This window comes from Streptomyces sp. S.PNR 29 (genome assembly GCF_030386795.1).
Classification (GTDB): Bacteria; Actinomycetota; Actinomycetes; order Streptomycetales; family Streptomycetaceae; genus Streptomyces.
The window spans coordinates 52,172-69,958 of sequence record NZ_JANUQM010000020.1; the positions used below are offsets into that span (position 1 = coordinate 52,172).

Genomic DNA, 17,787 nt, shown 5'->3' on the forward strand with positions numbered 1-17,787 from the left:
GGGCCATGAGATTCCCCCCACGCGCCACTCGGATCGGCGCCGCAGCCGCTCTCCTGTCCGCCCTCCTCATGGGCGGCACCGTCTCCGCGACCACGGCAGACGCCGCCGCCACCGCGGTCGGCACCATCTGCTACGGCGACCTGCCCTCCCAGGCCCACGACACGCTCGACCTGATCGAGCAGGGCGGTCCCTACCCGTACTCGCAGGACGGCAGCGTCTTCCAGAACCGGGAAGGCATCCTGCCCAGCCGGTCGTCCGGGTACTACCACGAGTACACGGTCATCACTCCTGGCTCCTCCACGCGCGGTGCACGGCGCATCGTCACCGGCGAGGAGTACCAGGAGGACTACTACACGGCCGACCACTACGCCTCCTTCGACCTGGTCGGCTACGGCTGCTGACGCCGCATCAGGTCCTGGAACGGTCACCGTGCCACGGGTTCAGCCGGACTTGCGGCTCTCGGCGGCGGCGAACAGCGCGAGGCCCAGCACGAGCAGCGTGACGCTCGCGTAGATCTCGTAGCCGTCGAGGAAGCCGAGCCGTTGCACGAGGCCCCAGTCCCAGTCCGTGAACTCGTGCACCAGCCCCGCCACGCCCTGCACCAGGGCCAGGAATCCGAGAATCTCCAATAACTCCTTCATGGGTAAGACCCTCGCCCCGCGGACCCCCCACGCACATCGGCCGCGGGGCGAGGCATGTCCGACGGAAGTTCCCGCCCACTCCCCACCGGCAGCGCCGAAAGTCTGCGGTCGTACGACTTTGGTGGGCGATCCCGTGCGCGTGGCGGTGGTGACGGCCGGCGCTGCGTAGATTCGTCCACTGTGAGTGGTGACCAGCCGGCGCCGGAGCCGTCGGCCTTCCCCGAGCGACGCTGGCTCTTACCGGCGGCGGTGGCCGATGACCTCGCCCCCGGCGCGGAAAGGGCCGGAAGGCGGCCCCGGCGGACCGCGCGCGACTGGGTCGTCGACTTCAGCTGCTTTCTGTTCGCCGTCGTCCTCGGCCTGCTGGCCGCGGACGCCCTGGAGGACGTCCCCACCCCGTACGCCGTCGTCGTCCTCGACCAGTGGCTCGGAGCGCTCGCCTGCGCCGCGGTCTGGCTGCGCCGCCGCTGGCCGGTCGGGCTCGCCGTGGCGTCGGTTCCGGTCGGTTTCCTGTCGAACACCGCGGGCGGGGCCTGCCTGGTCGCCCTCTTCACGCTCACCGTGCACCGGCCCTTCCGGTACGTGGCCTGGGTGGGCGGGATCAGCGTCGCGCTGCTCCCGCTCTTCTTCCGGCTTCGCCCGGAACCCGACCTGCCCTACCCCCAGGCGGTCGTCCTCAGTGCCCTGCTCACCCTGGCCATCATCGGGTGGGCCATGTTCGTGCGGGCCAAACGGCAGCTCATGCTGAGCCTGCGCGACCGCGCCGGCGCGCCGAGACCGAGGCCGGATTGCGGGCGGAGCAGGCGCAGCGGCTCGCCCGCGAGGCCATCGCCCGGGAGATGCACGACGTGCTCGCGCACCGGCTGACGCTGCTGAGCGTGCACGCGGGTGCCCTGGAGTTCCGGCCGGACGCCTCTCGCGAGGAGGTCGCGCGGACGGCGGGCGTCATCCGTGAGAGTGCCCACGAGGCCCTGCAGGACCTGCGGGAGATCATCGGCGTTCTGCGGGCCGGGGAGCCCGACGACACGGGGCGCCCCCAGCCGACGCTCGCGGCCCTGGACACGCTCGTCACCGAGTGCCGCGAGGCCGGTATGAAGGTCACCCTCGCGCGCCGCGTCACCGACCCCGCCGCCGTCCCCGCCTCCGTCGGCCGCACCGCCTACCGGATCGCCCAGGAGGGCCTGACCAACGCCCGCAAGCACGCGCCCGGCACGGAGGTCACCGTCTCCGTCACCGGCGCACCGGGCGACGGTCTCGCCGTCTCCGTCCACAACACCCCGCCCGAGGGCGAGGTGCCCCACGTCCCCGGCTCCGGGCAGGGCCTGATCGGTCTGACCGAGCGGGCCACGCTGGCGGGCGGCAGGCTGGAGCACGGCCCCACGGCCGACGGCGGCTTCGAGGTGCGGGCGTGGCTGCCGTGGGCGTGAGGGGGCGACACCTCATGTACCCGTGCCGCCACGGCAGTTGACAACCCCGACCGCGCACGGCCCGGGACGTGATTACGTAAGCCCCATGACTGCGATCAGAGTGCTCCTCGTCGACGACGATCCCCTGGTGCGGGCCGGACTGTCCTTCATGATGGGCGGCGCGGAGGACATCGAGATCGTCGGGGAGGCCGCCGACGGCGGCGAGGCCGAGGCGCTGGTCGACCGCACCCGTCCGGACGTCGTCCTCATGGACATCCGGATGCCGGCGGTGGACGGCCTGACGGCCACGGAGCGGCTGCGCGGACGCAAGGACGCCCCGCAGATCGTGGTCCTCACCACCTTCCACGCCGACGAACAGGTGCTGCGGGCCCTGCGGGCCGGTGCCGCCGGATTCGTCCTCAAGGACACCCCGCCCGCCGAGATCCTCGACGCCGTGCGCAAGGTCGCGGCCGGAGATCCCGTGCTGTCGCCCGCCGTCACCCGCCAGTTGATGCGGCACGCGGCCGGTACCGCCGCCGACACACGCCGCACGCGCGCGCGTGCCCGCATCGACGTCCTCAACGACCGCGAACGCGAGGTCGCCGTCGCGGTCGGCCGGGGCCTCGCCAACGCCGAGATCGCCGGCGAGCTCTTCATGAGCGTCGCCACCGTCAAGACGCACGTCTCCCGCATCCTGGCCAAGCTCGACCTCAACAACCGGGTGCAGATCGCACTGTTGGCGTACGACGCGGGGCTGCTGGAGGAACGGGAGGCAGAAGGGCGCTGACGGGCCCTGGAGGTCACCCGAACGTCCGCTCGGCCTCGCCCGGGATCTCCGCAAGGCGTACCGGTCTGCGCGCGCGCCGGGACAGTTCACAGGCCTCGGCGATGCGCAGGGCCTGCAGCGCCTCGCGCCCGTCGCACGGGTTGGGCCGCTCGCCCCGCACCACTTCGACGAAGGCGTTGAGCTCCGCCTCGTAGGCGGGCCCGAAGCGCTCCAGGAAGCCGGTCCACGGCTTGTCCGCGGCCGGCGGCCCGGTCGGCTCGGTGGACGCGATCGGCGTCCGGTCGTCCAGTCCGACGACGATCTGGTCCAGCTCCCCGGCCAGCTCCATGCGGACGTCGTAGCCCGCGCCGTTCAGCCGGGTCCCGGTGATCGTGGCGAGCGTGCCGTCGTCGAGGGTGAGCACCGCCACGGCCGTGTCGACATCGCCGGCCTCGCGGAACATCGCGGGCCCGGCGTCGGACCCGACGGCGTACACGTCCACCACCTCGTGCCCCGTCACCCAGCGCAGGACGTCGAAGTCGTGGATCATCGTGTCCCGGTACAGCCCGCCCGACAGCGGCAGATACCCGGCCGGCGGCGGCGTCTGGTCGCTGGTCAGCGCCCGGACGGTGTGCAGCCGCCCGAGCCGCCCCGACCGCACCGCCTCGCGGGCCCCCGTGTAGCCCGTGTCGAAGCGGCGCTGGAACCCCATCTGCAGGATCGTCCCGGCCGTCTCGACCTCGGCGATCGCGCTTAAGGTGCCCGCCAGGTCCAGTGCGATGGGTTTCTCGCAGAACACCGGCAGCCCGGAGCGCGCCGCCCGGCCGATCAGCTCGGCGTGGGCCGGCGTCGCCGTCGTGATCACCACGGCGTCCACCCCCCAGCGGTAGATCTCGTCGACCCCCGGCGCCGCCGTCTCACCCAGCCGATGTGCCAGCTCCTGGGCCCGCGAGGCGTCCGCGTCCGTGAGGATCAGGGAGCCGACCTCGCGGTGACGGCTGAGCGTGTGGGCGTGGATGGTGCCGATGCGTCCCGTACCGATGACCCCGATGCGCATGGAAACAAAGTGCGTGCCGAGCCCGTCGCTGTCAATCCATATGTCCGGACAATCGAACTACACGACTTCCCGTCAACCTCCCACGGGGCTACGCTCAGCCCGTGCCGAAACCAGAAGTGGACCCGACCGTGTCGCTCGACCTCAGTGTGGACCGGAGTTCTCCGGTGCCGTTGTACTTCCAGCTGTCCCAGCAGCTGGAGGCGGCGATCGAGCACGGCGCGCTGACCCCGGGCAGCCTGCTGGGCAACGAGATCGAGCTCGCCGCCCGGCTCGGCCTGTCCCGTCCCACCGTTCGCCAGGCCATCCAGTCGCTCGTCGACAAGGGACTGCTCGTGCGCCGCCGCGGGGTCGGCACCCAGGTCGTGCACAGCCAGGTCAAGCGCCCGCTGGAGCTCAGCAGCCTCTACGACGACCTGGAGGCGGCGGGGCAGCGCCCGGCCACCAAGGTCCTGGTCAACACGGTCGTCCCGGCAGGCGCGGAGGTCGCGGCCGCGCTCGGTGTCGCGGAGGACAGCGACGTCCACCGGGTGGAACGGCTCCGGCTCGCGCACGGGGAGCCGATGGCCTACCTGTGCAACTACCTCCCGCCCGGCCTCATCGACCTCGACACCGAGCAGCTGGAGGCCACCGGCCTGTACCGGCTGATGCGGGCCGGCGGCATCACCCTGCACAGCGCCCGCCAGTCCATCGGCGCCCGTGCCGCCACCGCCGCCGAGGCCGAGCGGCTCGGCGAGGAGGAGGGCGCCCCGCTGCTCACCATGCAGCGCACCACGTTCGACGACACCGGCCGCGCGGTCGAGTACGGCACCCACACCTACCGCCCGACTCGCTACTCCTTCGAGTTCCAGCTGCTCGTGCGCTCCTGACCGGCACGCCGGATTCGTCGCAATGTCCGGACAAGGCGGCGGACTTCAGGGGCGCGCGTGCCGTGCGGACACGCGGCTGCGACCGCACGGCCGCGAGCCGACGCGGTGAAGGGGTGCCCCGGCAGATCACCCGGTACCGTCCCATCGCTCCCCGCCCCGGCATCCGGCGCACGCGTACGGCAGAATCGGGCCCGATGAGCACCTACCGCGACTTCACCGCCCCCATCGGCTCCCGCCGTGCCCCCGTGCTCCGGACGGTCGGCACGAGGGAGCGCCGCTCGCACCTGACGGCACCCCGCGTGCCGACGGTGGGCATCGACATCGGCGGCACCAAGGTGATGGCGGGTGTCGTCGACGCCGACGGCAACATCCTGGAGAAGGTCCGCACGGAGACCCCGGACAAGTCCAAGAGCCCCAAGGTCGTCGAGGACACCATCGTCGAGCTGGTCCTGGACCTGTCCGACCGGCACGACGTGCACGCGGTCGGCATCGGCGCCGCCGGCTGGGTCGACGCCGACCGCAACCGCGTCCTGTTCGCTCCGCACCTGTCCTGGCGCAACGAACCGCTCCGGGACCGCCTCTCGGGCCGCCTGTCGGTGCCCGTCCTGGTGGACAACGACGCCAACACCGCCGCCTGGGCCGAGTGGCGCTTCGGCGCCGGCCGTGGCGAGGACCACCTCGTCATGATCACGCTCGGCACCGGCATCGGCGGCGCGATCCTGGAGGACGGCCAGGTCAAGCGCGGCAAGTACGGCGTCGCCGGCGAGTTCGGGCACATGCAGGTCGTGCCCGGCGGCCACCGCTGCCCGTGCGGCAACCGCGGCTGCTGGGAGCAGTACAGCTCCGGCAACGCGCTGGTCAGGGAGGCACGCGAGCTGGCCGCGGCGGACTCGCCGGTGGCGTACGGGATCATCGAGCACGTCAAGGGCAACATCGGCGACATCACCGGCCCGATGATCACCGAGCTGGCGCGCGAAGGCGACGCCATGTGCATCGAGCTGCTGCAGGACATCGGCCAGTGGCTCGGCGTCGGCATCGCCAACCTCGCCGCCGCCCTCGACCCGTCCTGCTTCGTGATCGGCGGCGGTGTCTCGGCCGCCGACGACCTGCTGATCGGGCCCGCGCGGGACGCCTTCCGCCGCCATCTCACCGGGCGCGGCTACCGCCCCGAGGCCCGCGTCACCCGGGCCCAGCTCGGCCCCGAGGCCGGCATGGTCGGCGCCGCCGACCTGGCCCGCCTGGTCGCCCGCCGGTTCCGCCGCGCCAAGCGCCGCCGGGTGGAGCGGTACGAGCGCTACGAGAGGTACGTGGAGGCCCGCCGCGCGACCCGGGGGTCACTGTGACGGGTACCCTCCCGCATCAGCCCGGCCCCGCGGACCGGCCCGGGCGTCCGGCCGAGGACCGTCGCCACATGATCCGCCGCAGGGCGCTCACCCTGCTCATCATCGTGCTGCTGATCGGCATCCCGGCCGGCTACCTGGTGATCTCCGCCAACCAGAGCCGCGACAGCGGCAAGGACAAGGAGGCGAAGTACTCGGCGACCGGGCTGACCGCGGGCTGGCCGTCGAAGCTGCAGCGTCGCCTCTACCAGGTGCCGGTCCCGCACCCCTCCGGCCAGGTCGCCTACTACGAGACGAACAACTGGAAGACCAGCCGTCTCTACGTCCAGTTCCAGACCCCCAACGCCGGCCTCGACGCCTTCCTGGCCGGCGTGGGCGTCACCCGGGACGACCTGAAGAAGGGCGACATCACCATCGGCGCCCGCGACCAGCGGATCACCGGCTGGAAGTTCACGGGTCCGGGCCCGTGGCTGGGCCTCGTGCACCGGCAGAAGAACCCGGCGCCCACGCTGGACATCGTGGTGAGCATGTCCGACCCGAACAACCCGTTCGTCTACATCGTCTCGCGCACGGTCCCCTAGGTGTATTGACCTGGAGCGTTGTTCACGCGGCTGATCGGTGGCCGGCCGCCGGGGCCGATTGTCAGACCCCGCCCGTAGAGTCGAAGACATCTGAACCGACACACGGGCGGGAGGTGACAGGACGTATGACCGACACGGCCGCGCCGGCCGAGCGCACGGGGGAGATCGCCGTTCCGGTGCGGCTCCCGGCCGTCTTCCTGCCCGCGCCCCTGCCGCGCGAGGGCCGGATCGCCTTCTGGGACCCCGACGGCGGGGAGCTGCCCGCCGACGGCACCGAGCTGACAGTCGTACGACGCCACGGCACAGGAGTGCGGCGCAGGAGCACGCCGGCGCTGTCGCTCCCGCTCGGCGAGGCCCTGCCGCTGCTGGTGCGCGCCCGGCACGACCCGGCCGCCCACCCCGCCACCGCCTGCTGGGGCGCCGCCGCCCTGCACGCCCTGCGGCTCGCCGCGCGCGGCCGGCTGCTGCCCGGCCTCACGCCCACCGGACACGACGCCTGGCGTGCCGGCCCGCTGGAGCCGGACGACATCGCGCACCTGCGCGCGGTGGCAGCCGCCCTGCCGCCCGAGGGTCACGCGGTCCCGCTGCCCGGTCCGGGCCCCATCCGGCTGCCGGAGCCGGAAGCGCTGCTGCGTGCCTTCCTGGACGCGGTCGCGGACACCCTTCCCCGCACCCCGGCCGCGCCGCACGCCTCGGGGAAACCCTTCGCGGCCCGCGAGGCCCAGCTCCTGCCCGACGCCCACGACTGGGCCGCGGAGGTCGCCGCCGGCATGGACGCGGGCGTGCGGATCTCGCTGCGTCTGGACCTGTCGGCGTACGACCTGTTCGACGGTGACGGCAGCGGCGGCGCGCGCAGCGCGGGCGCGGCGATCGTCCAGGTGCACAGCCTCGCCGACCCCACCCTCGTGGCCGACGCGGCGGACCTGTGGGCGGGCGCCGCGGACGTGGCCTTCGGCCCACGCGCGCGCGTGGACGCGGCCCTGGCGGTGCGGCGCGCGGCCCGGGTCTGGCCGCCCCTCGACCGGCTCGCCGAGCAGGACGTGCCGGACGTCCTGGCCCTGTCCGAAGAGGAGTTGAGCGACCTGCTCGGGGTCGCGACCGGCCGGCTCGCCGCGGCCGGGGTCGCCGTGCACTGGCCCCGGGACCTGGCGCAGGACCTCACCGCGACCGCGGTGGTCCGGCCGGCGCCCGGCTCGGCGACCGACGGCACCGGCTTCTTCGAGAGCGAGGAACTCCTGCAGTTCCGCTGGCAGTTGGCGCTCGGCGGTGACGCCCTCAGCGAGGCCGAGATGGACGCGCTCGCCGAGGCCCACCGCCCGGTCGTCCGGCTGCGGGACCGATGGGTGCTGGTCGACCCGGCCCTGGTCCGCAAGGCCCGCAAACGCGAACTGGGCCTGCTCGACCCGGTCGACGCGCTGTCCGTCGCGCTCACCGGCACCGCGGAGGTCGACGGCGAGACGGTCGAGGCAGTACCGGTCGGCGCGCTGGCCGCCCTGCGCGAGCGCCTGACGGCCGGAGTGCGGCCCGCCGAGCCGCCCCCGGGCCTCAACGCCACCCTCCGCGACTACCAGCTGCGCGGCCTGGCCTGGCTCGACCTCATGACCTCCCTCGGCCTCGGCGGCTGCCTCGCCGACGACATGGGCCTCGGCAAGACGATCACCGTCATCGCCCTGCACCTGAAGCGGGCCCGCAGCGAGCCGACCCTCGTCGTCTGCCCGGCCTCGCTGCTGGGCAACTGGCAGCGGGAGATCACCCGCTTCGCCCCCGGCGTCCCCGTCCGCCGTTTCCACGGCCCCGACCGCACCCTGGAGGAACTGGACGGCGGCTTCGTCCTCACCACGTACGGCACCATGCGGTCGGCCGCCCCGGCCCTGGCCCAGCAGCCATGGGGCATGGTCGTCGCCGACGAGGCACAGCACGTCAAGAACCCGTACTCGGCCACGGCCAAGGCGCTGCGCACCATCCCGTCCCCCGCGCGCGTGGCCCTGACCGGCACACCGGTGGAGAACAACCTCTCCGAACTCTGGGCGCTCCTCGACTGGACGACACCCGGACTCCTCGGCCCCCTGAAGTCCTTCCGCGCCCGACACGCGCGCGCGGTGGAGACCGGCGAGGACGAGGAGGCGGTGGAGCGTCTGGCCCGCCTGGTCCGCCCCTTCCTCCTCCGCCGCAGGAAGTCCGACCCGGGCATCGTGCCCGAGCTGCCGCCGAAGACCGAGACCGACCACCCGGTCCCGCTCACCCGTGAACAGGCCGCGCTGTACGAGGCGGTGGTGCGGGAGTCGATGCTCACCATCGAGACCGCGCAGGGCATGGCCCGCCGGGGCCTGGTGCTGAAGCTCCTGACCTCGCTGAAACAGATCTGCGACCACCCGGCGCTGTACCTGAAGGAGGAGCACCGGCAGGGAGACGACCGGCCGGCCGCCCGCTCCGGCAAACTCGCCCTGCTGGACGAGTTGCTGGACACGCTGCTCGCCGAGGACGGCTCGGCGCTCGTCTTCACGCAGTACGTCGGCATGGCCCGCCTGATCACCTCCCACCTGTCCACCCGCGCGGTCCCCGTGGACCTCCTCCACGGCGGCACGCCGGTCCCGGAGCGCGAACGCATGGTGGACCGCTTCCAGAGCGGGTCGACACCGGTCCTCGTCCTCTCCCTGAAGGCGGCCGGCACCGGCCTGAACCTCACCCGCGCGGGCCACGTGGTCCACTTCGACCGCTGGTGGAACCCGGCCGTCGAGGAACAGGCCACCGACCGCGCCTACCGCATCGGCCAGACCCAGCCGGTCCAGGTCCACCGCCTCATCACCGAAGGCACCGTCGAGGACCGCATCGCCGAGATGCTCCAGTCCAAGCGTGCCCTGGCCGACGCCATCCTCGGCTCCGGCGAGTCCGCCCTCACCGAACTGACGGACCGCGAGCTGTCCGACCTGGTGTCCCTGCGGAGGCCGTCATGACACCCCGCCCGTCCGACGAGGCCCGCCGCGCCCTGAGGGAGGCGCGGGAGCGCGAAGGCGCGGTGCCGGGAAGTGCCGCGCGCCCCGAGGCGGCGCCGGACACACCCGAGCCGGTGCCGGGCACGCCCGAGCGTCCCGAGCCCCGGCCCGGTGACGCCGCCCGGGCGGCGCTGCGGCGTGCGGTGTCCGCCCGGCGTTCCGCGGCGAAGAGCACGGACGACATGGACGGGGATGCGGGGGGCCGTATGTCCCCGGAAGAAACGCAGGAACAGTCCCGAGAGCAGCCCCAACAGTCACGGGAACACCCCCAAGGAGAAGGGGACCGCTCCGAGGACGCGGCGGAGTCGGCCCCGGAGGCGGAGCACGGCGACGCCGAGCACGGCGGCGCACGCCCTGGGGACGCCGCGCGCGAGGCACTGCGGGCCGCCCTCCATGAGGCACGCCGCACCCGTGCGGATACCACGAACAAGGGGGCGGCCGAGGACGCACGCCGGTCCACCCGTGCCACGTCGTCCGCCTCCCCGGCCCGGGCCTCCTCACAGCACGCGGCCGGTAGACGGGCCCGCGACGTACGGGAGTTGCTCGCCGACGCGTTCCGGCTGCCCTCCGACGACGCGACCCCCGCCGGGGAGGGACCGGTCGCCACCACGTCACCCCAGGTGAAGCAGACCCCCTCAACCCCGCCCGCAACCGCGCGCACTCCCCACTCCATGGCCGCCCCCGGCCGCGACGGCGACCTGCGCCGCACCTTCCCGGCGTTCCCGCCCCGGACGCCGACCGAAGGAACCGGCTCCGCCTTCGCCGAGACCTGGTGGGGAAACGCCTGGGTCACCGCCCTGGAGGAGGGCGCACTGGATCCCAAACGGCTGGCGCGGGGACGGGGGTACGCCGAGCAGGGGCACGTGGACGCCATCACCGTGACGCCCGGGCTCGTGCTCGCGTACGTGCGGGGCAGCCGTCCGCGGCCGTACCGCGTGCAGGTGCGGCTGCGCACGCTGGACGACACCGACTGGGAGCGGTTCCTGGACGCCGCCGCCGAGCGGCCCGGACACATCGCCGCCCTCCTCGACAAGGAGCTGCCCCGGTCCCTCGCGGACTGCGGCGTCCCCCTTCTCCCCGGCCCCGGCGACCTCGTCCCGCGCTGCAGCTGCCCCGACTCCGGCCACCCCTGCAAGCACGCCGCCGCCCTCTGCTACCAGACCGCACGCCTGCTCGACGCCGACCCCTTCGTGCTGCTCCTGCTGCGCGGCCGCGGCGAACGCGAGCTGCTCGACGCCCTGTCCCGCCTCAGCGCCGCCCGCGCGGCCCGCGCCGCCCAGGGCAGAGAACCGGAAACCCTCCCCGGGGTACGGGCCAGCGACGCCCTCACCCCGCGCCCGCTCCCGCCCCTGCCGGCGCCGTTGCCCCCACCCCCGCATCCCGAACAGCCCCCCGTCTACCCGGCGGCCCCCGGCGGCCCGGACCCCTTCGCGCTGGACCAGCTGGCCACCGACGCCGCCGCCCGCGCCCACGCCCTGCTCACCACGGGCCGCGACCCCGTCGGGGAGCTGACACTGTGGCAGGACGCCGTACGCCTCGCCGCGGCCCGCCCCGGCTCCGGGCTCACCGCCGGCACCCGCGCGCTCTACTCCTCCCTCGCCTCCGCCGCGGGACGCACCCCCGCCGAGCTGGCGCGCGCGGTCGCCGCCTGGCGTCAGGGCGGCCTGGCGGGCCTCACCGTCCTCGAAGAGCCCTGGGACCCGCCGGCCGGACGCTTCGACCGCGCCCGCCCTCTCCTGCTAGCGGCCGACCTCCCCGCCTTCCGGCCCTGGCGCAACCACCTCACCCACCCCCAAGGCCACCTCCAGCTCCGCCTCGGCCGCGACGGCCTCTGGTACGCCTACGAGTCGGAGCCGGGCCGCGACGACTGGTGGCCCCGCGGCACGCCCGACCTCGACCCGGTCGGCGCCCTGACAGGCCTGGGCATACCGAGCGACCTCTGACCACCCCACCCCGCGGCCCTCCGGCCCTGTGAGGCGCACCTGTCGGGAGTGGCCCACCAGACCGGTCTCGTAGGCGGTGATGACCAGGTGGATCCGATCGCGGGCGTTGAGTTTGGCCGGCAGCCGGGTCATATAGGTCTTGGTGGTGGCCACGCTGATGTACAGCTCGTCGGCGATCCCGGTGTTGGTCAGCCCACGGCCGACCAGTGCCAGCACGTCGCGCTCCCGCTCCGCCTGCGTGCCGTTGCCGCGCTCGGTGATACGCCGGGTGGCCTCTATGCCGTCCATCGCGGGGCGCGCAGGGGCCCCAGGCCCAGCGACGCCGGGATGATCCAAACGACAGGGCCTAGGTGAAAGCCACTCCTCTCCGACTGGCGCACGACCCCCGGCTCGTCACCTCCAGATGGACCTCAGCTGCCACGCCTGCATGTGGTCGAGGGTGGCGGTGCCTCCTTCGGCGAAGACCTCGACGCCGGTGCTGGAGGGGTCGGGGAAGATCTGATCGGTGATCACGGCCTCGCCGTTGCCGCCGAAGACCTCCACGGACGACCAGTCGACCAGGATGCGCAGCTTGACCTTGCCGTTCTTGGCCTTCAGGGGCGCGGTCTGAACGCCGGGGAAGGTGCTGTTGAAGTCGCCGGCGCCGGAGCGGGTGCGGTCGACGTACAGCTCCTGGGTCGTGGTGTCGTAGCCGATGACGGTCTCCTCGCCGCCCGCGCCGGTGCGGACCTTCAGGCCGAAGCGGTCGGCGTCCTTGAGAGAGAAGGTCGCCTCGATGTCGAGTGACCTGCCCTTGGCCGTGGGGCCGGTCAGGGGCTTGGAGGTGCTCTTGACGGTGACGTCGGACGCGGTTGCTGCCGGGCGGTTGTAGCGGAGGGAGTCCAGGCTGCCCACCGGCTTGCTGGTCAGCCGGATCCGGCCGTCGACGGTGCGCAGGGCCATCTCCCGCGGAACGCTCTGCGCGCCGCGCCAGGGGGAGGTGGGAATGGACTGGCCGTAGTCCCAGTTGTTCATCCAGCCGATCATGTACCGCTTGCCGCCCGGTGTGTTCTCCCAGGACACCGCCGCGTAGTAGTCCTTGCCGTAGTCGGCCCAGTCGGCGCGCTGTACGACGGACTTGGCGGGCTTGTCGGCGGTGGTGAACTGGTCGGCCATGACGTGGCCCCAGCCGGCGGTGTTCATGTCGACGACCTGGATCTGAGCCTTCTTGCCGACGTACGGGCGCATGTCGAAGGACGCCCAGTCCAGGGTCTCGCTGTCGGCGCCGGTCGCGCTGCGGACGACCTTGCCGTCGACGAGCAGGTTGACGGACGTCTCCTGGGAGGCGCGCTGGGCCTGGGTGTCGGAGAGCACGATGTGGTCGACGTTGAGGTGGCCCCAGCCGCCGGTGTTGTCGTCGACGATCCTGATCCGCGCCTTCTTGCCGGCAAGGGCGCTGACGTCCCAGGACGCCCAGTTGAGAGCCTCGGCGTCCTTTCCAGTGGCGCTGCGCACCACCTGGCCGTCCACGAGGAGTTCGATAGCGGTGGGGTTGGCGGAGCCGGCCGGGTGGTTGCCGCCGCCGATGAGGAAGTCGATGTACTTCTTGTCGATGGTGAACTCGGGCGACGTGAGGGTGCCGGTGGTGGAGTCGCCGTTCAGGAAGGTGTTGACCAGCCCGCCTCCCAGGAAGCCGGAGACCTCCTGCTGGTTGGGGAGGGTGCCGGTGGCCGGTGCGGAGCCGAAGGCGTCGCCGGTCTTCGTCCAGTCGCCGTAGGTGCCGCCCTCGAAGTCGGCGAGGACCGTCCCCTCGGGCGCGGACCCGCCCAGGACGGTTCCGGCTTCGTGCGGATGCCGTCCGCCACCGATCTTGAAGTTCAGGTAGGGGCTGTCCACGGTGAAGGAGGGGGAGGTGAGGGTGCCGGTGGCGCCGTCGCCGCCGTGGAAGCTGTTGGCAAGGCCCTGGCCGTCGAAGCCGGTGACGGCCCCCTGCCAGTCCACCGCCCCGGTCGCCGGTCCCTGGCCGAACGCGGTTCCGGTCGTCGTCCACTTACCGAAGCCGGTGCCCTCGAAGTCCTGCATCACCGTGCCGGTGGGCGGGGTGTAGGTCCCCTTGTCGTCGGCGGTGAACTTCTTGCCGTCGAAGTCACCGACGAAGTACTGGGCGGCCGAACCACCCGCGATGCCCCCGGGGTTGATGTTGACGACCAGGACCCACTTGATCTTCTTCTTGTCCCCGTCGACCGCGAGGGGGAACAGGTCGGGGCACTCCCACACGCCACCGGTCGCACCGGCCGGCCCGAACTCGCTGAGGAGATCCCAGTCCTTGAGGTTCCTCGACGAATAGAACCGCACCTTGTGCTCGGCGGAGAGCGACACCGTCATGAGCCAGCTCTTGGTCGGCGCGTACCACTGGACCTTGGGATCGCGGAAGTTGGTGGAGCCGATGTCGATGACGGGATTGCCCTTGTACTTGGTCCAGGTGCGGCCTCGGTCGGTGCTGTAGGCGAGCGACTGGGCCTGCTTGCCGCCGTTCTTGTAGGCGCTGGTGTAGATCGCCACCATGGGCGGGTTCTTCTTCGTGCCGAACCCGGTGGTGTTGTTCCACTCGACGACCGCGCTGCCGGAGAACACCATCTCCTCGTCGTCGTGCGACAGGGCGAGCGGCAACTCCTCCCAGTGCACGAGGTCCCGGCTCACCGCGTGCCCCCAGGACATGTCGCCCCAGGTGTTCCCGTTCGGGTTGTACTGGTAGAAGAGGTGGTACTCGCCCTTGTAGTACACGAGGCCGTTGGGGTCGTTCATCCAGTTCTTCTCCGGGGTGAAGTGGAACTGGGGTCTGTAGGTCTCGGTGTACGCAGGGGTGTCGGCCGCGACGGCCTGGGGGGCGAGCGGTGCTGCGGACAGGGCGCAGACGGTCGCGACCGCCGCCATCATCCGTATACGGGCATGCCGGGATACGCGTGCAGAGCTCATGGTGTCTCCTAGTCCCGCGGCTCGTCGGCGCAGCACTGACTGCGGCCCCGGCGCGGACGGACCGAAAAGTGACATCCCAGCGGCGTCGACGTCCACGCAGCCGACTGGGGTACTGACGATGACTTGTGTCATCGATGACAGCGAGTGCCCGATTATGAAGCGCGATCCGGCCAGTCCGTCAACGGTGCGGGCGCGATTGTTCCGGTACGGGCCTGCGGTCCGTCGGGCGTCGTCGGCGTTCCCACGGGTACGGCCATGGCGGGTGGGGGCGGCATCCGCGCAGGTCAGAGCAGTAGCTTGAGGTGGCAACCGGAAGGTTTCCCGCGGCATCGTGCCAGACGGAGATCGGCCGGTTAACGAGTTGTTTCCGGGGTGTTGACCGGTAGGGCCTCGCGGTGCTTCACTTCCGGAACCGGTACCGAAACCGGTTCCGGGACCGATTCCGGTACCGGTTCCACAGGGCTCTGTACGATCGGCCCTTCGGTGCGGGAGGAAGTCTTCCGCCTCTGCAGGAAGGGAGGGGAGGTGACATGGGAGTCACGATTACCGACGTGGCCGCGCGGGCCGGGGTCAGCAAGACGACGGTCTCGCGGGTGCTGAACGGCAAGGGCGAGATCAACGAGAACACCGTCTTGAAGGTCCGCGAGGCGATCTCGGAGCTCGGCTATGTGCCGAGTGCCGGTGCTGTGGGGCTCGCGCGCGGCACGACACAGATGATCGGCATGCTGGTCCCCGATATGGCCTGGGCGTGGGCCGGCATCGTGCAGGCGGTCGTCGAAACGCTGGAGACCGAGGGCTTCGGGCTGCGCATGCTGACCGTGACCCGCGGTGAGGAGTCACTGCGCAGGCTGGGCCTGCAGGTTGCCGCCAAGTCGTTCGACGGCCTGCTGGTGATAGAGCCCGAGGGGGCCCTGGCAGCGATCACGGAACTGCACGAGGCCGGACTGCCGGTGGTGCTGATCGACGATCGCTTCCAGCGGCCGGGATTCCCCTACGTGGCCACCACCAACCGGGAGGGCGGTGAGCAGGCGGCGCGCCACCTGCTGGAACTTGGTCGCCGTCGCCCTCTGGTGGTGACCGGCCCTGACGAGTACGGCTGTACTCAGGAACGGCTGGGCGGCTTCGTCGACGTCTATGCGAAGGCCGGGATCGAGCTCGACCCGCGCAGCATCATCGTTGGTGACTTCTTGTTCGACAGCGCCCGGAGCGCGGTCGCGGGGGCTCTCGCGGACGGCGTGGAGTTCGATGCGGTCTTCGGGCACAACGACCCTACGGCAGCCGGCGCTCTCGCCGCCTTGCACGAGGCCGGCCTTCGGATTCCGCGGGATGTCGCCGTGGTGGGGTTCGATGACATCGAACTGGCGTCGTACACCTATCCGGCGCTGACCACCATCCGTCAGCCGATGCGGGAAATGGGTGAGGCGGCGGCCCGTCTGCTGCTCGACCACGTGCGCAGATCGCCGGAGGCCGCCCCCTCGCGCATCATTCCCACCAGCCTCGTGATCCGTGGCTCGACGTTGGAGCCGAGCTCGAACTGACGCGACGTCATCGCTACGCCCAAGCGATGACGCTCGCAGCCGGGCGGTGCGTTGCCGGTGACGCACCGCCCCCTGTCTCCTTGAAAACCTCGGCGAACCACTTCGGCCTCGCCCTCCTCACGACTCCTGGCGGCTGCACCTGCGTTCACGCGGCACCGCCCACATGCACCTTTCAGCCCGCGCGTTCCCGATCCGGACACCGAGCGGGGCGCCTGGCACACCCGCCCGGCAGCTACCCACTCCATGTCGGACGCTCCGGCCGCGACCTGCGACTGACCGCCGACACCGCTGTCACCACAGACGGTCTCCACGCGTGGGCCGACCCATCCAGGCACCCGCCCTTTCTTACCTTTCGCCGCCCCCCGCCTCTGTATCGCTCAACGGCTAGGAGCCGCACCATGCGTATATCCACCCGTCACGCTGTCAGAACCGTCCAGATGCTGTGCGTCACTGTCACGGCGGCCCTGGTGGCCACCGGCTGCGGCCGGAGCGAGGATTCCGGTCCCGGCAACGACGCGCCCGCGAAGGTCGGCGCCGGCAAGGCCAAGGGGACGGTGGTCATGTGGTCCTTGGGCGACCCCGACGACAACCTGAAGGACCTGGCCAAGAAGTTCGAGCAGGAGAACCCGGGCGCGACCGTCAAGATCACCGCGGTCCCGTGGGACGCCGCCCACGACAAGCTGACCACCGCGGTCGCCGGCGGCAACACACCGGACATCTCCATGGTCGGGAGCACCTGGATGGCCGAGATGGCCGCCATGAACGCCTTCCAGGCCACCCCGACGTCGATCAAGTCGTCGGACTTCTACCCCGGCCAGTGGGACACCACCAAGTACAAGGGCACGTCCTACGGCGTCCCGTTCATCGCCGACACCACGGTGGTCTACTACCGGACCGACATCACCACGAAGGCCGGTATCAAGGGTGCCCTGGCCGGCGACCGGGAGGGATACCTGAAGGACCTCAAGGCCATCCAGGCCACCGCCGGCAAGCAGAACCCCAAGCTGCGCCACGCCACCGGGCTGGTGATGGGCTTCAACTCCTGGATCTTCTGGCTGCCGATGGTCTGGCAGGAGGGTGGTGACATCTACGACGCCAAGACCGGGAAGTTCACCTTCGACACGCCCGAGGTCGCCAAGGCGCTGGAGTACTGGTCACGCGTTCCCAAGCAGGGCCTTGGACCGACCGACAGGTCGGACAACGTGCAGGGCTTCCGTGACGGGCTGATCGCCACCTACCAGGAGGCCGCGTGGGCCGGCGGCAGCCTCCACAAGGACGCCCCGGAGCTGGACGGCAAGTGGAAGACCATGCCGGTGCCGTACACCAAGCAGCCCGCCGGGTTCGCCGGCGGCAGCAACCTGGCGGTGTTCAAGCAAGCCAAGAACCCCGACGCCGCATGGAAGTTCGCCCGGTTCCTGACCGAGCCCGCCAACCTCGCGGCCTATGCCAAGGCCACCGGCAGTCTGCCCCCGTCGCCCCAGGCGTGGACCGAGGCGAAGCTGAGCGAGGACGAGAACATGAAGGCGTTCGACGAGCAGCTCAAGGTCAGCAAGGCGCCGCCCGCCATCACGACCTGGCAGCAGATCGCCGACGCCATCGACTCCGAACTGGAGAAGCTGGCCCTCGGCAAGGCCAGCGTCGCCGAGGTGCAGAAGACGCTGCAGTCCAAGGCCACCAGCATCGGCACCGGGCGCTGAGCGC

At 71.7% G+C, this 17,787-nt stretch carries 12 protein-coding genes and 2 pseudogenes; 10 read left to right on the plus strand and 4 right to left on the minus strand.

The genetic code is table 11. The features are described from left to right. The first annotated feature begins 5 nt into the window (after positions 1 to 5). On the plus strand, positions 6 to 401 hold the full coding sequence (locus tag NW895_RS38080) for a ribonuclease domain-containing protein (RefSeq protein WP_289941584.1): 396 nt from the start codon (positions 6 to 8) through the stop codon (positions 399 to 401). Positions 402 to 440: 39 nt separating this feature from the next. Here the strand turns inward: NW895_RS38080 and NW895_RS38085 are convergent, their stop codons facing one another. Continuing rightward, on the minus strand, positions 441 to 641 hold the full coding sequence (locus tag NW895_RS38085; protein ID WP_289941585.1) for a hypothetical protein: 201 nt from the start codon (positions 639 to 641) through the stop codon (positions 441 to 443). Between the two features lie 180 nt (positions 642 to 821). On the opposite strand from NW895_RS38085, the pseudogene NW895_RS38090 reads away from it, so the two are divergent. Then, a pseudogene (locus NW895_RS38090) lies at positions 822 to 2,068 on the plus strand (histidine kinase). An 85-nt stretch (positions 2,069 to 2,153) separates the two neighbouring features. Then, entirely contained in the window at positions 2,154 to 2,834 is a 681-nt protein-coding gene (locus NW895_RS38095; RefSeq protein WP_289941588.1) for a response regulator transcription factor, read from the plus strand. 13 nt (positions 2,835 to 2,847) lie between these two features. Here the strand turns inward: NW895_RS38095 and NW895_RS38100 are convergent, their stop codons facing one another. Next, entirely contained in the window at positions 2,848 to 3,870 is a 1,023-nt protein-coding gene (locus NW895_RS38100) for a Gfo/Idh/MocA family oxidoreductase (protein ID WP_289941590.1), read from the minus strand. A 128-nt stretch (positions 3,871 to 3,998) separates the two neighbouring features. Between NW895_RS38100 and NW895_RS38105 the strand changes: the two genes are divergently transcribed. The 5 genes from NW895_RS38105 (at position 3,999) to NW895_RS38125 (ending at position 11,593) form a co-directional block, all read left to right on the plus strand. Then, on the plus strand, positions 3,999 to 4,736 hold the full coding sequence (locus NW895_RS38105) for a GntR family transcriptional regulator (RefSeq protein ID WP_289941708.1): 738 nt from the start codon (positions 3,999 to 4,001) through the stop codon (positions 4,734 to 4,736). Between the two features lie 194 nt (positions 4,737 to 4,930). Continuing rightward, entirely contained in the window at positions 4,931 to 6,079 is a 1,149-nt protein-coding gene (locus NW895_RS38110) for an ROK family glucokinase (protein WP_289941592.1), read from the plus strand. After that, entirely contained in the window at positions 6,076 to 6,657 is a 582-nt protein-coding gene (locus tag NW895_RS38115; RefSeq protein ID WP_289941593.1) for a sugar kinase, read from the plus strand. The genes NW895_RS38110 and NW895_RS38115 overlap by 4 nt, the downstream gene beginning before the upstream one ends. A gap of 125 nt (positions 6,658 to 6,782) precedes the next feature. Next, a complete protein-coding gene (locus tag NW895_RS38120; protein WP_289941594.1) occupies positions 6,783 to 9,611 on the plus strand; it encodes a DEAD/DEAH box helicase in 2,829 nt (942 codons plus the stop codon). Beyond that, positions 9,608 to 11,593 (plus strand): SWIM zinc finger family protein, encoded by a 1,986-nt coding sequence (locus NW895_RS38125; protein ID WP_289941596.1) that lies wholly within the window; start codon positions 9,608 to 9,610, stop codon positions 11,591 to 11,593. The genes NW895_RS38120 and NW895_RS38125 overlap by 4 nt, the downstream gene beginning before the upstream one ends. A 54-nt stretch (positions 11,594 to 11,647) precedes the next feature. Here NW895_RS38125 and NW895_RS38130 read toward each other — a convergent pair. Together NW895_RS38130 and NW895_RS38135 are read right to left on the minus strand one after the other, a co-directional pair. After that, positions 11,648 to 11,824 (minus strand): annotated as a pseudogene (locus NW895_RS38130) (LuxR C-terminal-related transcriptional regulator); the annotation flags it as partial. A 162-nt stretch (positions 11,825 to 11,986) separates the two neighbouring features. Next, a complete protein-coding gene (locus NW895_RS38135; RefSeq protein ID WP_289941597.1) occupies positions 11,987 to 14,548 on the minus strand; it encodes a GH32 C-terminal domain-containing protein in 2,562 nt (853 codons plus the stop codon). Between the two features lie 530 nt (positions 14,549 to 15,078). On the opposite strand from NW895_RS38135, the gene NW895_RS38140 reads away from it, so the two are divergent. Both NW895_RS38140 and NW895_RS38145 read left to right on the plus strand, forming a co-directional pair. Further along, positions 15,079 to 16,086: a LacI family DNA-binding transcriptional regulator gene (locus NW895_RS38140; protein WP_289941598.1), complete on the plus strand. Its 1,008-nt coding sequence runs from the start codon at positions 15,079 to 15,081 to the stop codon at positions 16,084 to 16,086. Between the two features lie 398 nt (positions 16,087 to 16,484). Next, positions 16,485 to 17,783, plus strand: a complete 1,299-nt coding sequence (locus NW895_RS38145) for an extracellular solute-binding protein (RefSeq protein WP_289941600.1) — start codon at positions 16,485 to 16,487, stop codon at positions 17,781 to 17,783. Positions 17,784 to 17,787 lie beyond the last annotated feature (4 nt).

Excerpts from the sequence above, each read along its gene's own strand:
- NW895_RS38080 (WP_289941584.1), top strand. The coding sequence starts at position 6 with ATGAGATTCCCCCCACGCGCCACTCGGATCGGCGCCGCAGCCGCTCTC.
- NW895_RS38085 (WP_289941585.1), bottom strand. The coding sequence starts at position 641 with ATGAAGGAGTTATTGGAGATTCTCGGATTCCTGGCCCTGGTGCAGGGC.
- NW895_RS38095 (WP_289941588.1), top strand. The coding sequence starts at position 2,154 with ATGACTGCGATCAGAGTGCTCCTCGTCGACGACGATCCCCTGGTGCGG.
- NW895_RS38100 (WP_289941590.1), bottom strand. The coding sequence starts at position 3,870 with ATGCGCATCGGGGTCATCGGTACGGGACGCATCGGCACCATCCACGCC.
- NW895_RS38110 (WP_289941592.1), top strand. The coding sequence starts at position 4,931 with ATGAGCACCTACCGCGACTTCACCGCCCCCATCGGCTCCCGCCGTGCC.
- NW895_RS38120 (WP_289941594.1), top strand. The coding sequence starts at position 6,783 with ATGACCGACACGGCCGCGCCGGCCGAGCGCACGGGGGAGATCGCCGTT.
- NW895_RS38125 (WP_289941596.1), top strand. The coding sequence starts at position 9,608 with ATGACACCCCGCCCGTCCGACGAGGCCCGCCGCGCCCTGAGGGAGGCG.
- NW895_RS38135 (WP_289941597.1), bottom strand. The coding sequence starts at position 14,548 with ATGAGCTCTGCACGCGTATCCCGGCATGCCCGTATACGGATGATGGCG.
- NW895_RS38140 (WP_289941598.1), top strand. The coding sequence starts at position 15,079 with ATGGGAGTCACGATTACCGACGTGGCCGCGCGGGCCGGGGTCAGCAAG.
- NW895_RS38145 (WP_289941600.1), top strand. The coding sequence starts at position 16,485 with ATGCGTATATCCACCCGTCACGCTGTCAGAACCGTCCAGATGCTGTGC.